8 protein-coding genes are annotated in these 17,427 nt (G+C 32.3%); 7 read left to right on the top strand and 1 reads right to left on the bottom strand.

Annotated elements, in window-relative coordinates:
• Window positions 1-9 precede the first annotated feature (9 nt).
• The 5 genes from EGM88_RS14050 (at window position 10) to EGM88_RS14030 (ending at window position 9,266) form a co-directional block, all read left to right on the top strand.
• On the top strand, window positions 10-1,809 hold the full coding sequence (locus EGM88_RS14050) for a RagB/SusD family nutrient uptake outer membrane protein (RefSeq protein WP_123899061.1): 1,800 nt from the start codon (window positions 10-12) through the stop codon (window positions 1,807-1,809).
• Between the two features lie 44 nt (window positions 1,810-1,853).
• Complete coding sequence (locus EGM88_RS14045) at window positions 1,854-4,718, top strand: SusC/RagA family TonB-linked outer membrane protein (protein ID WP_123899060.1); 2,865 nt, start codon at window positions 1,854-1,856, stop codon at window positions 4,716-4,718.
• A 21-nt stretch (window positions 4,719-4,739) separates the two neighbouring features.
• Window positions 4,740-6,473: a RagB/SusD family nutrient uptake outer membrane protein gene (locus tag EGM88_RS14040; protein WP_123899059.1), complete on the top strand. Its 1,734-nt coding sequence runs from the start codon at window positions 4,740-4,742 to the stop codon at window positions 6,471-6,473.
• An 87-nt stretch (window positions 6,474-6,560) separates the two neighbouring features.
• A complete protein-coding gene (locus EGM88_RS14035; RefSeq protein WP_162497590.1) occupies window positions 6,561-7,583 on the top strand; it encodes a DUF5627 domain-containing protein in 1,023 nt (340 codons plus the stop codon).
• 93 nt (window positions 7,584-7,676) lie between these two features.
• Window positions 7,677-9,266, top strand: coding sequence for a carbohydrate binding domain-containing protein (locus EGM88_RS14030; protein ID WP_123899057.1), 1,590 nt, complete (start codon window positions 7,677-7,679; stop codon window positions 9,264-9,266).
• Window positions 9,267-9,649: 383 nt separating this feature from the next.
• Here EGM88_RS14030 and EGM88_RS14025 read toward each other — a convergent pair whose 3' ends face one another.
• The gene (locus EGM88_RS14025; RefSeq protein WP_123899056.1) at window positions 9,650-12,013 is read right to left on the bottom strand and encodes a glycoside hydrolase family 3 N-terminal domain-containing protein; all 2,364 of its coding nucleotides are present in this window, start codon (window positions 12,011-12,013) and stop codon (window positions 9,650-9,652) included.
• A 258-nt stretch (window positions 12,014-12,271) separates the two neighbouring features.
• Here EGM88_RS14025 and EGM88_RS14020 point away from each other — a divergent pair, with 258 nt between their 5' ends.
• Window positions 12,272-16,027 carry a glycoside hydrolase family 2 TIM barrel-domain containing protein gene (locus EGM88_RS14020; protein ID WP_123899055.1) on the top strand — a complete coding sequence of 1,252 codons (3,756 nt, stop codon included), beginning with the start codon at window positions 12,272-12,274 and terminating at the stop codon, window positions 16,025-16,027.
• 258 nt (window positions 16,028-16,285) lie between these two features.
• On the top strand, window positions 16,286-17,427 hold a 1,142-nt coding region (locus EGM88_RS14015), incomplete at its 3' end, for a hypothetical protein (RefSeq protein WP_148084091.1).

Genomic DNA, 17,427 nt, shown 5'->3' with positions numbered 1-17,427 from the left:
TAAAAGACAATGAAAAATTTATACAAATTAATCGGTTTATTATGTCTTGTTGGAGTTATGAATTCCTGCGAGGACTATCTGGATAAAACTATAGAAACTGATCTTACTATAGATGAAGTCTTTAAAAACTTTGATAATGCTCAAGGTTTTGTTGAAGAAATGTATGCTATGATTGTAGATTATTCTGTGCCTTTTTGGTCTGCTTATTCTTATTATGGAGAAGATGCTATTGGTGTTGAAAGTTGGATTTTTGATTATTCTTCAGATCAAGGAACATATTGGGATTGGCAAAATGATTTCAATTATTTTAGTGGAAAAGCAGATACAAGTGCAGATACTCCAATGGATAAAAGTGCAGTATGGCCTAGTAGTTGGGCAGGGATAAGAAAATCTAATGTTGTTATTGCTAATGCAGATTCTTTAATGGTAGATGCTACTCAACAAGAAAAGGATGCTATTTTAGGGCAAGCTTATTTTTTTAGAGCTTTCTTTCATCATGAAATCATGAAATTTTGGGGGCCAATGCCTTATATAGATAGAGTTTTACAAGATGATTGGCGAATACCAAGGCCTACAGAATGGGCAGAAACAGCTCTTAAAATTGACAAAGATTTTGATAAAGCAGCAGAATTGTTACCTGTAGATTGGGATGATGCAAATTGGGCTCCTGGTGCTAAAACTAGAGGGCAGAATATGTTTAGACTAACAAAAGGAGCTGCCCTAGCGATGAAAGCAAAAAACTTATTATTTGCGGCTAGTCCGTTAATGCAAAATAGTAATGATACTTACGGCTATGATAAAGAACTTTGTAAGCAAGCTGCAGATGCGTTTGCTAAAGTTATAGAGATACCTAGATATCAATTAGTACCTTGGGATAATTACGAATCTGTTTTTTATTCTACTGATGGAAAATATTCTTACCATTCCGAATACATTTTTGGACAATCTGGATTTGTAGGTTGGTTTGGTGGATATTTAGGAGATGCTTGGCAGTTAGGTGCAATAGGTAAATCTAATGCCCTTAATTCTCCAACACATAATTATATTCATAATTATTTTGGAATGAAAGATGGATTAGCCTGTGATGATAGTCCTCTTTATAATCCTGACGATCCATGGAGTAATAGAGATCCTCGTTTTTATAAATGGATTGTTGTTGATGGAGATCAATTAGTAGATAATTTAGGTGCTGTTACTGGTGCAGATACAGTAAATAGATATGCTGAGTTTTATGATGGTGGTGCACATAGATATCCAGGAAAAACTAATGGAACCAGAACAGGATATGTAGCTAAAAAATGGTACCCAAGATCATATAATAAATATGATAACCAAAGCTTGTTTGCATGGAGAAATCATGTAAGACTAACAGATGTATATTTAATGTACGCTGAAGCTGCTGTTATGGGATATGGAATTCATGGTAAACCAGATGGTTTTAATCTTTCTGCTTTAGACGCTATTAATGTGCTTAGAAATCGTGCTATGCCTGATGGTAGTATGGAAGTAGATGACATGTATCTAACAAGTCCTAATGTATTTATGGATGAAATACGTCGTGAACGTGCTATGGAAATGTCATGGGAAAATCATCGATGGATGGATATTAGAAGATGGAAAGTAGGTACAGACATGAAATATAAATTAAAAACTGGAATCCGATTTGATAGAAATGCAGACGGTAAACCTATTAATATGGTAGAAGAAGTTTTAAGAACAAGGGTTTTTGAAGAAAAACATTATTGGTTACCACTTCCTAAAAATGATACTCAACTTTATGAAGGGTTTCCTCAAAATCCAGGATGGTAATTCGTAGTAGCTATTTTCTGTATTAGATATTAACAACCAAATTTATGATACACTTTATTAAATATAAAAAATCTCTACTGTGCATAGGAAGCTTTATGTTGTTTTCTTTTGCATTGGCTGGGCAAAACATCCAAAATACTGACACTATTGCTATCGATAGTATCAAATTAACCGATCAGGTTGATAAGTTGGCTTCAAAAATTGACAAGGAGATAAATTTAGGTTTTCGCAAAGACAAAACAAGAAATGCAGTTGGTGCTGTTTCTTCAATTGAACCTAATCAATTTTTAAAATATGATAATACCCAATGGGTACGAGATGCTCTATATGGTAAAATAACTGGGCTTAAATACAGCGATAACATTCGGGGCCTAGGAGATGCCATGATAGTTGTTGATGGTATTCCGGGAAGATCAATAGATCTTCTTAATATGGAAGAAATCCAAGAAATTACCATATTGAAAGATGCAAGTGCTGTTGCTCTATATGGTTCTATGGGTAAAAATGGAGTAATTGTTGTTACAACAAAACGAGGGTCAAATAAAACCGAGTTTAATGTGAGTGCAAGTACAGGGATAAAAAATCCAATTTCTATGCCTAAGTATCTCAATTCAGCTGAATATATGCAATATTATAACGAAGCTCGCTTAAACGATGGTTTGTCTCCGATTTATTCAGATCAAGACATTGCGAATTTTAGTAGTGGAGTTAATCCGTATAGATATCCAGATGTTGATTTTTATTCTAATGATTATTTTAAATCTCAAGCATCATTTACCAATGTTATAGCTGATTTTTCTGGAGGAATAAAGGATACAAGATATTATATAAATGTTGGATTTAAATCAGATAGAAGCTTACAAGATGTTAGCGATAATGATAAAGGAACAACCCGTTTTAATGTAAGAGGTAATATTGATTTTAGAATTAATGATTGGATTACAAGTAGCTTAGATGCGGTTGCAATTATTGAACAAAATAAAAGTTCATTAGCTAACCTTTATAGTGCAGGACAAACTTTTAAACCAAATTTATATGCCCCATTACTTCCAATAGATTTAATAGATTTTACAGGAAATCCTAACCTGCAAGGTACTGTTGAAGCTGCAAATAAATATAACGGCTTTATTTTAGGTGGCAACCAATCTTATAGTGATAATGTTCCATTAGCACAAATATTTGGAGGAGGACGTCAAACTAGTATGACAAGAATTAGTCAAGTAAATAATTCTATTGATTTTGACCTTAGTTCTATTACTGAAGGCTTGTCTGCAAAAACTTATTTAAGTTTCGATTTTTATAATCGGTATAATTTAACAGTGAATAATGAATTTGCAATATATCAACCTACTTGGAGTGATGATAATAAAATTATTGATCTAGTTAATGTGGGAAGTCCTGACAGGGTAGGGCAAGAAGAAGAAGTAGAAACAAATACGTTTACTATCAGATACGGATTTTATGGTTTGATAAATTATGAAAAACAACTAAAAGAAGATCATTTATTAAAAGCTTCTTTAATAGGTTTCTTTAACCATACACACGAAAGAAATGTACAACAAGCTGATAAAAATTCTAATGCTGCTTTAAGTCTAAATTATAGTTTTAAAAACAAATTTTTATTAGATATCAATACTTCTTATGTGCATTCAATTAAATTGGCTGAAGGAAATAGAGGTAAATTGGCTCCTACATTAGGGTTGGCTTATGTGTTATCTGAAGAACCATTATTTAAAAATTTAACTTGGCTAAATTATTTAAAAATACGCTCATCTGCCGGAATTGTTTATTCAGATTTAGGAATTCCAGGATATTTCTTGTATGATGCAATTTACAGACAAAATGAAGGTAATTATTATTGGGGAGATCATTACGGATTAAGCTCTTCTAATGGCTATACTAAAATAGATAGAGGTCAAAACAATAGCTTAGGTATGGAAAAAAGAGTGGACTTTAATCTTGGTTTTGAAGGACTTGTTTTTGATAAATTATGGGTAGAAGCTAATTATTTCCGTTCTACTTTAGAAGATAAGGTTACTAGAGTATCTACAGTATATCCTGAATATTATAATGCTTTTCGTCCCTATTCTAATTATAATGAAGAGCTACGTTCAGGATTTGAATTTGGTGTAACTTATTTTGATAAGATAGGAGAGGTTGGCATGAATATTGGTGCTCGTGTGCTTCATACAGCTTCTGAACTAACTAAAGTAGATGAGGTATACGCAGATGAGTATCAATATAGAAAAGGAACAGAAATTGACGCCTATTGGGGACTTCAATCTCTAGGATTTTTTACCTTAGATGATTTTAATACTGACGGTACTTTAAAAGATGGCGTGCCAACACAATTTGGTAGTGTACAACCTGGAGATATAAAATATAGAGATGTAAATAATGATGGTGTGGTAAACGATCAAGATCAGGTAGTTATTGGTCGTTGGGATGCTCCATGGACTTTTGGAGCAGACATTAAATTAAATTATAAATCGTTTACTCTATTCACCTTACTAACTGCTCAAACAGGTAGTGATGCAATGGTCTCAAATAGCTATTATCAGCCACAAGGTGGAGATAAATATTCTGAAATTGTTAGAGGTAGATGGACAGAAGCTACAGCTGAAATAGCTACGTTTCCACGATTATCTTCTATAGAAAACACCAATAACTTTGGTCAAACATCAGATTTCTGGATGTATGATAATAGTAATTTTAAAATTGAACGCGTACAATTAACATACGACCTTCCTAAAACATGGGTGTCTAATCTTAATATGGAAGATTTTAGTGTATATGCTAGTGGTTCTAACCTGTTAATGCTTGCTAATAATAAAGATATAAAGCAATTAAGCTTGGGTTATGCTCCGTCGTACCGTTATTACTCATTGGGACTTAGAGTGAAGTTTTAACTGAAAAAATTAGATCTAGATATGAAGACTCTTATAAAATATACATTTCTCTTATTGATTCTACTATTCGTTGTAGGATGTAATACTTTTGAACCTCTCGATGAAAATTTGTCTGGAGATGATAGATTAACTTCTGACCCAGCTATGGCAGAAGGGCTATTGTTAGATGCCTATGAAGGCATGCCTAATCAGTTTTTATTTAACGACACATCTACTGATGATGCTGTTACTAATTACCTTAGTGGTTATAGTAGAATGGCAACAGGAGAATGGAATGCCGATAATCCTTTTTCAAGCCGATGGGGACAATATCAACAAGTGCTTTATGTAAATAAATTTCTTACCGTTATTGATCAGGTTCAATGGAAACGAGATGAAGAAACTAATAATCTTTTTAAACAGCGTATGTATGGTGAGGCTATTGCTATGAGAGCTTTAAGACATTTTTGGATTCTTCAAGAGCATGGTGGTTTAGGAACTTCTGGTAAACTTTTAGGAGTGCCTTACATTACGGAGTTTTTAGAACATGATGCAGATTTTAATTTACCAAGACCTGATTTTGAAGTAACTGTACAAATGATTAATGACGATTTTAATGAAGCATTAGAATATTTGCCAATGGATTGGGATGGAGATCTTTCAAAACAGCCATCTCGATATAGTGGTGTAGATGATGATATATACCAATATGTTTTTGGAACTACACAAGATGGTCGTATAAGCGGAAGAATTATTAAAGCTTTTCAGGCAAAACTTAACCTTTTAGCTGCTAGTCCTGCATTTATGGATGGTTCTGGAGATTATTATCAAAAAGCAGCAGATATACTTGGAGAACTATTAAGTGATAATGGTGGGGTTGCAGGAATAGACCCTGAAGGGTATTATGATTTTTACGATTTTAATATTGGTACTCGAAATTTTCCAGAAGTACTATGGCGTGAAAATGTTTCTACAAATTTTACTTGGTTAGAAAAACAACATTATCCACCTTCTTTAAATGGTGAAGGTAAACTAAATCCATCTCAAAATTTAGTAGATGCATTTCCTATGTTAGATGGTTTCCCTTTCTCAGAAAGTCATCCTGAATATGATCCTCAGAATCCATTTAATAACAGAGATCCTAGATTAAAGAAATATATTCTATACAATGGAAACGATTTAAATAACAGAATTATTTATACTGGTGTTGGTGGTGGTAGTGATGAAATAGATAGGGTGCAGTTTCGCTCAACTAGATCTGGATATTATCTAAAAAAATTATTAGATCCAGGAGTAGTAATAAGTAGTGATGGTAGTGTTTCTGCATCTGAAAAAATGAATGTATTTTTACGATATACTGATCTTTATCTAATGCTTGCAGAAGTGGCTAATGAATTAGGAGGGCCAGATTATATGGTTGATGGAATGTCTGCTAGAACAATTATTGAAGCTCTAAGGAAAAGAGCAGGAATTGGACTTGATTCTGGAGATGCTTATTTATCTAGTATCAGTACAAAAGAACAAATGAGAGACCTTGTTCGTAATGAAAGAAGATTAGAGCTTTGTTTTGAAGGACACCGCCTTTTTGATTTACGACGATGGAATATGTTAGATGATATACCTAATGTTATAGGCTCTAAATATGATGGTAGTAGCTATAATAAATTTGTAGTTGAACAAAGGTTATATTCTAACTATGAGAATCCGAATTATGCACCGATACCACAAAGTGAAATAGTGAAGTTCGATGCATTAGAACAAAATATTGGTTGGTAACACAAGTTAATCGTTACCAAAGGTTAAAATCATCAATGACAATGAAATCATTGATAATAAATGAACAATTGTAAATTTTTTCACTCGATGAAGACAAGAAATATAATTTTACTAATAAGTGCAGTCATTGCAATGTCATGTAGCAATTCTGAACCTGAATTTGATGATTATGATGTTATCGCAGCTTATTTTCCATATCAAACACCTGCTCGTACTCTTATATTAGGTAAATATGATCAAGGTTTTAATGATAATGACAATGCTCATAATTTTGAAATTACAGCTTTAATGACTGGTGTAAGAGAAAATGGTAAAGAACGAAGTATCTATTTTGAAGTAGATAATAGTTTGTTAAATAATGTGAAGAACGTAAAGGCTTTACCTGCTGAGTACTATACTATGGAAAGAATTAGTCCTGTTATTATTCCTTCTGGAGATACTAAAGCACGCATAAAAGTACAGTTGCACGATGCGTTTTTTCAAGATACGCTTTCTTTTGGGGCTGTAAATACAACTAATTATGTAATTCCTTTACGAATGACAAAAGCGGAAAATATTGATAGTCTTCTTACAGGTGTTAGTATAGTAGATAATCCAGATAGAGTAAATCCAGAAGATTGGGAGGTTTTACCAAAAGATTATACACTTTTTGGTATTAAGTATATGAATAAATATCATGGAAATTACCTTAGAAGAGGAGAAGATTTAATAACAGAACCAAGCAATAGAATAGGGAGAGTTTATCATGAGGAGTATGTAGAAGACGACGAGGTTGTTTTTGTTGAAACTACAGGTTTTAATAAGGTTAAATTAGAAAATTTAATTGGTAGAGGAGAACAAACAAGCCCTGGAAATGTAGTCTTGGAACTTACATTTAACGATGATGGTACTTGTACAATCTCTAGTTTTAAAGGAGACCAATATAATATTACAGGATCTGGTAAATTTGTTGAGGAGGGCGATGAATGGGGAGGAAAACCTAGAGATGTAATTTATTTAAACTATACCTACGAGGATATTGATAATACCGAAACACATGTGGTTAATGATACCCTAGTTGTTAGAGACAGAACAGCTGTCTTCGAAGAATTTGAGGTTGAATTTAAATAAGTACGTTTCATTAAATCAAAAAATGTATTAAGATTATAATTTCTAAATGAGTTCAAGTTTTTTACCATATAGAAATAAATAAAATTCTAACAGATGAAAAAAACAATAAAATTTACACGCTCTAAGTTTACGTATTTACTAGTTGCATTCGCCTTTGTTGTTCTTTATACTTCATGTAACAGCGAAGATGATGGTCCTTCATCTGATATCAATCGTATATCTATGAAAACTTTACCTCAAGTTAAATACGTGCTTGGAGAAACTCTTAATTTGTCTGATATGGTTATAACTGTAAATAGAGGTGAAGGTTCAGTAGATATCCCTTTTAGTTCTTTTGAAGCAGAAGGGATTATTACAGAACCTGAAAATGGTAAACCGCTAGAATTGTCTGACGAATCAGTAACTATTAAATTTGGAACTACAGGTAAAGGTCTAATACAACCAATAAACGTTACCAATGATGTTGTTGAAATAAGAATTAAAACAGAACCTAATATTAATTATGTTAATGGACAAAAATTAGATTTATCGGATATGGTTCTTACATTGGTTTATGAGAATGGAGATGAAGAAGATTTTGAGTATGAAAACATAAAAGAAGATATTGTAACCGTGCCTGCTCATGGAGATGTTATTAAAGCTACTGATACTGAAGTGCTGATAACTTATGGTGAAACTGAGGTACAAACAGTTCAAGAATTAGAACTGGTTCGGTTTACTCCAGTTAGAGGAGAATTAATAACAACACCATTAAAAAGTGAATATGAAATAGGAGAACGGTTAGATCTTTCAGGTACAGTAATTCGTTTTACATTACTAAATAATAGCACAGTAGACGTTGCTTTTGAAGATTTTGAATCGTTTAAACTTACTCCAACTCCAGCAAATGACGAGAAATTGAGTGCTGGTAGAACTGAAGTTAATGTAAGACATGTTTCGGGTATTCAGGTTGCGGTTCCTATTATTGTGAACTCTTTAAATGTTACTGGTATAGAAATTGAAACTAAACCTGAAAAAGTGGCTTATGAAGATGGTGAAACTATAGATTTGAAAGGTTTATTTGTTAAATTAATAGTTGATGGTAGTGATGAATTAATAGTATCCTATACAGATTTTGATATTTATGGTATTGTGGCTACACCAGCTCATGGAGAAACTTTTAGCGAAGGAACAACTGAAATAGAAATCTCTTATCCTGGCTTGGCTGATTCGGTTTCAATATCACTTGGTGCAGAAACGCTTTATGAATCTGATTTTTCTCAAGGTTTTGACGGTTGGATTACTAATCAGAATGGTGGAGGATCTGCAAATGTATATGAAGAGAACAGAACCATTGTTATTACTGATATTGTACCTGGTGCTAACTATTGGGATGTTCAGTTTTATAAACCTGGTTTTACACTTGTAAATGGAGGTAAGTATAAACTAACATTAGTGGTAAAAGCTTATCCAGGACAAGGAAACTTCAATTTTACATTTTCTGTAGGTGACGGTGATGGTAGAGATGGATATCAACCATATGATGGTGGAGGAGAATTGTATCTTGTAGATTCAGAATATAGTACTTACGAAGGAGTATTTACAATGAGTAAAGCTGATACCCCAGCAGCACGAATATTATTAGATATAGGAAAGCAATCTAATGGTATTATTATAAAGTCTGTTAAGTTAGAAAGAATTTAATTTTTGCTATATTACACTTTTCTGTGTTTAAATAAATAAGACCAAATGAGCATAAATCTCATTTGGTCTTATTTATTTAAAACTGTTTAACTATTTTTTATTAAAATAATGGGTTTGTGCCCAGTCTCAAATTAATTATTTAAAAATAGTATTAGCTATTAATAATAAATAGTCTGTTTAATGTTTAGTTATGCTAAACACTTCCCTTTTAGACTGAATCTTAATCTTAAAAGTAATTAATGCTTAAAACACGTTTGCACTAAATGTAAATTCACATTTAGTGATGTAAAAAAGGGAGGTAAGCTATCTGTTTAACTTAAAAAGAAAAGGCAAATGATTTCAAATAACCATTTGCCTTTTTATTTTAAAAATTATTAATACTTCTAGTTGATGGTAATTGTTTTATTAAGCCTAATATCCTCGGCAGAACTTCCTATCATTATTTCAAATTCACCAGGCTCAACAATATAGTTCATGTCTTTATCCCATAAACCAAACTCTTTTATAGGTATGGAGAATTCAATTGTTTTATATTCAGAAGGTTGTAATTCTATTTTTTTAAAAGCCTTTAATACTTTGACAGGAGTGGTTATAGAACTAATTTTATCATTGATATATACTTGAACAACTTCTTTTCCAGTAACTTTTCCAGCATTTTTAATTGTAACCGCTAGTTTTACATCTCCATTTGCATCTAATTTGGTGTTATCTACTTTTAAGTTAGTATATTCAAATTTAGTATAGCTTAAGCCATGTCCGAAAGGGAAAAGAGGGTCAGGAGACGAGAAAACGTAGTCTCTACCAGGTTTTTCCGGACTACCAGGATTTTTGTAAAAACCTCTTCCCGAAGGTTTGTGATTGTAAAAAACAGGTACATGACCTACACTTTTTGGAATACTAACGGTTAATTTACCAGACGGATTTACGTTGCCAAACAACACATTGGCAACAGCATTTCCACCTTCTTCACCAGGATACCAAGCCTCTATAATTGCAGGGATATGTTCTTTTTCCCATGGTATTGAATATGCTCTACCATGAACCATCACTAATACAATAGGCTTTCCAGTTTCATAAATAGCTTTTATTAATTCTGATTGTACTCCAGGAGGAGTTAAAGAAGCTCTATCAAAACCTTCTCCACTAGTTGGATAATCATTTGGAATGTCTTTGCCCCAACCAATACCAGATAACGTACTACTTGTTCCTCCAATAACTAAAACAACTACATCGCTTTTTGAAGCTGCTTCTACCGCTTTTGGAATGTTACTGGTGTCGTTTCCAGTAATATCACATCCCTTAGCATAATTTATTTTAACCTTATTGTTTGTTAAATTTTTGATTCCTTCCAAAATAGTTACTCCAGATTCGTTGTCTTTAGTAGCACTATAGTCTCCGTATTGTACTTGATCAGCGTTAGGTCCAATAACAGCGATAGAGGTTAATTTTGAGGCATCTAAAGGAAGTTGATTGTTTTCATTTTTTAGAAGTATAATTGATTCTTCGGCAATTTCTCGAGCCAAATTTTTTGAAGCTTCTGTATGAATAAGTTCTGATACTTTTTTAGGGGCTTTGTATGGCTTATCAAATAACCCAGCCTTAAATTTAGCAGTTAATATATTCCGAACTGCATTGTCAATTAACGCAATATCAACTTTACCAGTTTTTACCAATTCAGGTAATTGAGAATAAGCGAAGCTTGAAGGGGCTTCTAGGTCAATACCAGCATTTAAAGCTGCTATAGCTGTTGTTGAAGCATCTTTTGTTATTTTATGAAAGTAATTAAGCATAGCAATTGCTTCATAATCAGAAAAAACATATCCTTTAAAACCAAGCTCATCTCTTAAAATATCTTTCATCAAATAAGTATTGGAGTGTAATGGGATACCGTTGACTTCATTATATGCTGGCATAACAGCATAGATATTGGCTTCTTGTATCACTTTTTTAAAAGGATATAAATGTAAATCTCTTAAATCTCTTGGCCCTAAATTATTTGGACCAAGATTGATACCTGCAATAGGATTGCTATAAGCAACATAGTGTTTTGCAGTACACATTAATTTTCCATCTGGAATCTTATCCTTTGTAATGTTTGGTTCTCCTTGCATTCCAATAACGAAAGCTTTTCCCATTTCAGCTACAAGAAAAGGGTCTTCACCAAAAGACTCTTCATATCTTCCATACCTAGGGTCTCTAGCTAAATCAAATATAGGAGATAGTGCTTGGTCAACTCCAGAAAGTGTAGCTTCACTAGCTATGGTAGCTCCCATTTTTTTTATCAAATCAGGATTCCAAGTACTACCCTGAGCTATCGTTTGAGGAAAAATAGTTGCTCCGAAAGCCAATTGACCATGTAAGCATTCTGCAATCTGAATTGCCGGAATTCCTAATCTAGTGTTGTTTCGTAAATAATGATCAGCGGCTTCTGAAAGCTTGGAAATTTCATCAACTCCAATAAAAGGACTCTCAAGTGTTCCAATACTTTTGCCTTTGAACAGAGAGTCTAAAGATGCTTTACTAACATTTCCTTTTTTGTTGAATGTTAATTTTTTGAGACTTAACATATTCATTTGAGAAACTTTTTCCTCAAGTGTCATTCTTTCTAACAAATCATTTACACGAACTTCTACAGGTAAACTACTGTCTTTATAGGGTAATTGTTGCTTTTTGTTTTTTTGAGCACTGCAAGATGTTAGTATAAAAAAAGAACTAATTACCGCTACAATTGTTTTTTGAATTTTCATAAAGATTTATATTTATTTATCAAGGTATTACTATTAATTATACAAGTTATTTACTATTCTAAGTATTGTTTTTTTGCAGATTAGAATCTATTTTTTTATCTTTATATTTAAAAGTGTGTAAAATACACTATATTTGGTAAATATAATAAATATGAAAATGTTTTTTCATAAAATTGATAATAAATTCATCAATTTTTAAAGAGTAGTATTAAAGAATTTTTAATGTCTTAATCCATTGAAATTATAAAAATAAAGAACATGATTAAATTATACAGAGCTTTATTCTTCTTTTGTTGTTTTTTTATATTAATTAATTTGGCTTCCGCACAATCTTATAATGATTGGGAAAACCCTGAAATATTTCAGCGTAACCAAACTTTACCTCATGCTAATTTAATGCCTTTTAATACTGTAAAAGAGGCTTTGAATTTGAGTAAAAAATCATCGCCTAATTTTTTAAGTCTTAATGGAATTTGGGAGTTTAATTTCTCAGAAAATCTTGATAAAGCTCCTAAAGATTTCTACAAAAAGAATTTTAATCGAAAAAAATGGGATCAGATAAAAGTTCCTTCTAATTGGGAAATGGAAGGTTTTGGATATGCCAAGTTTAGAAATATAGGACAACCTTATAGTGCAACACCTCCTTTTGTGCCAAAAGATTTTAACCCAATTGGGTCGTATTATAGAACATTTACACTCCCTAAAAACTGGAAAGAAAAACAACATTTTTTACATTTTGAAGGAGTTCAATCTGCTTTTTACTTGTGGGTTAATGGTGAAGAAGTTGGTTACAATCAAGGGGCTATGGAGCAATCTGAATTTGATATAACCCCCTATTTAAAAAATGGAAAAAATAGCATAGCTGTTAAAGTTTTACATTATAGTGATGGTTCGTATTTGGAAGATCAAGATACTTGGAGACTTGCCGGAATTTATCGTGATGTTTATATCATGTCTACTCCAAAAGTACATATTCATGATTTTTATGTAACTACAGATTTAGATGAAAATTATAAAGATGCAACTCTTAATATTGATGCCTTTGTAACTAAATTTGAACAGGGTAACTTTCGTCAATATGGAGTTCGAGCTACTCTATATGACGGTAAAAAGAAACAGATTGTAAGTGAGAAATTAATCAACCTGGAGAAAAATGTTTTAACAGGAGATTTTGATAAAATTTCAGGTTCTATGGATATAGAAAATCCAAAGAAATGGTCAGCAGAATATCCGTATTTATATACATTAATATTAGAATTAATGGATGAAAACGATAGCGTAATAGAGGTCTTTAGTCATAAAATAGGTTTTAGAAAAGTAGAAGTAAAAAATAAAGCCATTTATGTTAACGGTATGCCTATTAAGTTTAATGCGGTTAATAGTCATATGATGCATCCGAAAACGGGTCATGCAATGGATGTTGAAACTATGCGTAAAGATTTAATAACAATGAAGAAATTTAATATCAATTGTGTTCGTACTAGTCATTATCCGCCAAATGTGGAATATTTAGAGTTGGCTGATGAACTTGGTATGTATATTGTCGATGAGGTTGGTGATGAAGCTCATAGTAATATTCAATTATCTAGTCAACCAGAGTGGAAAGCTCAATATTTAGACCGTATGAAAAAAATGGTGTATCGAGATAGAAATCACCCTTCAATAGTAATATGGAGTGCAGGAAATGAGAGTGGTCCAGGTGATAATATTTGTGATTTAATTGTAGAAGGTAAACAAATAGACCCAAGTCGTCCTGCCTGGATGTATGGTGGTAATAGAGATGAAGATCCAAAGACAAACCCTATAAAATGTGAAGATATTGTAGGTCCAAGATATGTCACCCCATTTATGCTTGAAAAACGATTTGCATTAGAAGAAGATTCTCGTCCGTCGTTTATGGATGAATATTTATCTGTAGCTGGTAATGGACTTGGAGGGTTGGACGAATATTGGAATCTTATTTATAAATATCCGAGGCTAACTGGTGGTGCAATTTGGGATTGGGTAAGCCCAGGAATTGATGCCAGATGGAGAACCACTCCTGATGCTTCTCCAAATAATATAAGTGCTGCTTTAATGAATAAAGCCTTTTTAAAAGAAGGAAAATTTGGAAAAGCTCTATATTTAAGTGGTCATGATGATTGGTTAGAAGTCTATAGAGATAAGGCTTTAGATATTTCTGATGATAGACTTACGCTCTCTTTTTGGGTTAAACCTGAAGAATATAATGGAGATGCTTATTTTATAACTAAGGGAAATTATCAATATGGTATTATTCAGTCCAGTGCAACTAAAATTCAATTTTATGTTCATACTGGAGAGAAAGTTTTTGTTGAAGCAGAACTTCCAAAAAATTGGATAGGAAATTGGCATCAAGTATCAGGAGTATATGATGGTGAAAATCTCATACTTTATATCAACGGACAAAAAGTGGCTTCAAAAAGTTGTAGCGGTACCATAGTTAATGGACCTTATCCTGTAAATGTTGGTAAATCTGCTAATATTATAGACAATCATTTAGGCTATCTTACACATACCACTATTGATAATGTGAGAATATTTAATCAAGTTGTTGCTATCAATGATTTATTAAATAATAATGAAGATTTAAAAAGTTCAGCTTCTCTTTGGCTTGATTTTGAATCGGTTAATGATGAATCTCATTATTACACAATTGGGTTACCAGGAAGAACGTATGGTTTGGTTTGGCCAGATAGAAGTATTCAACCTGAATTATGGCAGTTAAAAAAATCACCACAACCTATACAAATAAAACTTTTAGATTTAGAAATTGGAGAGATTGAAATTTTTAATCGTTTTCATTTTACCAATTTAAATACCCTAAATGCCAATTGGATTTTATCTGCAAATGGAAAGAAAATAGAATCAGGTTCGCTACTGATTGATTTAGCTCCTTTAAAAAAAGGGAATTTTAAAATTCCATATAAAACTAAAAATTTAAAAGAAGGAGTGCATTATGTTTTAGAAATAAGTTTTACCCTCTCTAAGAATACAAAGTGGGCTACTAAAGGGCATGAAGTGGCTTGGGAACAGTTTGAATTTCCTTTTGTTTCAGAAAAGCTTAAATCATCTAATGTTGCTGATGTAACTATTGAAGATAAACTAGAAAGTATTGTGTTTAAAGGGGCTGATTTTACATATACTTTCGACAAAGAGAGTGGATTGCTTTCTTCTCTTGTATACAAAGAAAAAGAATTTTTAAAACAAGGTCCTAAGTTTAATATATGGCGTGCCCCATTGGCTAATGAGCTAGATGCTTGGAGTACTTTTACGGTATCTATTGGTCAACAAAAAGAAGGTATGGGAAAAAATATGGCTAATGGATGGTATGCTTTAGGGTTGAATAATTTGAAGCATAAAGTAGCATCTATAGAAATTGTAAAAAAGGAAAACAAAGTTGGATTGAATATTATCACTTTAGCTACAAGTAATAACGATGCTACTGGGTTTTATAATGAATTTAATTATGAAATTAATCAGGATGGAGAAATTACTGTAAAAACAAAATCTTCGCCAGCAGGTGAATTTACACATTGGATTCCTAAAATAGGACTTCAACTTCAGTTGCCTGATAGTTTTCAGAATATAAAATGGTACGGAAGAGGTCCTTACGAAACTTATCCAGATAGAAAAACTGGTGCAAAATTTGGTACTTATTCTACTACAGTTAAAGAAGATTATGTTCCTTATATAATTCCACAAGATTATGGAAATAAAACGGATGTGTATTGGACTTCAATAGGTGATGGCCAGGGGTACGGATTGCTTGTAAAGGGAGATCAACCGTTTAATACAAGTGTACAAATGTTCGATACTGATAATATGACAAGGTCTTATTATAGAAGACAATTAAAAGAGGTAGATTATGTAACCTTAAATTTAGATCATAAAACGTCAGGAGTTGGAGGTACAGCAATTTCTATTTTAAATAAGTATAGAGTACTTCCTAAACACTATGAATTCACATTTTATATTAAACCTTTTAAAAATTAACTTAATACCAAGTTTTTTGTTAGAGATTGATTTTTAATAGGCTGATTCTTGTTCTTTTGAAACCGTATTTATTACATTTTTGTATAAGTGTTTAAAGGTAAAAGGGTTAGTCTATTTGTCTGTGTAATAATTTTTTTTAATTTTTTTAAATGTAAAAGTTACATTTATAAAAAAAAGATGTATATTTATCCTATTAAAGGTATAAAAGTATAGTTACACTAACTTTTTTAGAATTAACACTCAAATAAAAATATAATTATGAAGAAAAAATTATACTTATTATTTTTTGCAATGCTCTTTATGATGTCACTGCAAGCACAAAACACCATAACTATAGTTGATCCACCAACTACGGTTAAAGCTGGTACTTATGTTGACATTACTTTTAATTATACGTTAGATGAAGCGGAAGCTTGGGCCTATATACGATTTAAAGATTCGGATAATCTAACTGAAGTAAGCATAAAGTTAACAGAACCTTCTGGTACAGAAACCTTAAGTCTTGAAATTCCTGCAGATTCTCCTCCAGGAGATGGTTATAGTTATCAGGCACAATTGTTTTCTACAGGTTGGAGTCATTTGTATACTCAAAATTTTGAAGGAATATCTATTGAAGATCCAAGTGCTGCACCAAATATTATTTCAATTGTTAATCCTCCATCTACAGTAACAATAGGAACAACAGTTGACTTTACTTTAAGTTATAAAAAAGATGTAGATGTGGCTTATGCCTTGATACGATTTAAAGATGCTTCTGGAAATCTTAATCAAGCATTTGAGGAAGTTACAGATGCAACAGGAGAAGTTACTTTAAGTCTTCAGGCACCAGAAACACCAGGTAGTGATTATAGTTTACAAGCACAACTATTTACGACAGAGTGGGAGCCTTTGGCTACTCAAGACATAGATGGAATTACAGTTGAGGAACCATCGCCAAATTCTATCTCTATTGTTAATCCACCTTCTTCAGTGCCATTAGGTGAAATGGTTGATATCACTTTAAGTTATACCAAAGATGTTGCTATTGCTTATGCCTTAGTTCGTTTTACTGGTCCTGAAGGTAATTTAGAACAAATATATGCTGAAGTTTTTGATGATGAAGGAACATTGACATTAAGTGTAATGTCTCCATCAGATTCAGGTAGTGATTATGGATTGCAAGCACAACTATTTTCGGCTGATTGGGATGTTTTAGATACAGAAAATGTTGGAGGAATAACAGTTGCAGTGCCAAATTCAATTACCATAGTAAACCCACCAGCAACAGTTACTGCAGATAGTACTGTTGATATCACTTTTAGTTATACAAAAGACGTTGATGAAGCATGGGCATTTATCCGTTTTAAAGATGCAGATGGAAATGTAGCAGATGCAGATGCATTTGTTCAGGTAACTGATGA

The organism is Aureibaculum marinum (genome assembly GCF_003813905.1).
Taxonomy (GTDB): domain Bacteria; phylum Bacteroidota; class Bacteroidia; order Flavobacteriales; family Flavobacteriaceae; genus Aureibaculum; species Aureibaculum marinum.
The sequence above is the reverse complement of the archived record's forward strand: the minus strand, read 5'-3'. Positions and strand labels throughout refer to the sequence as shown.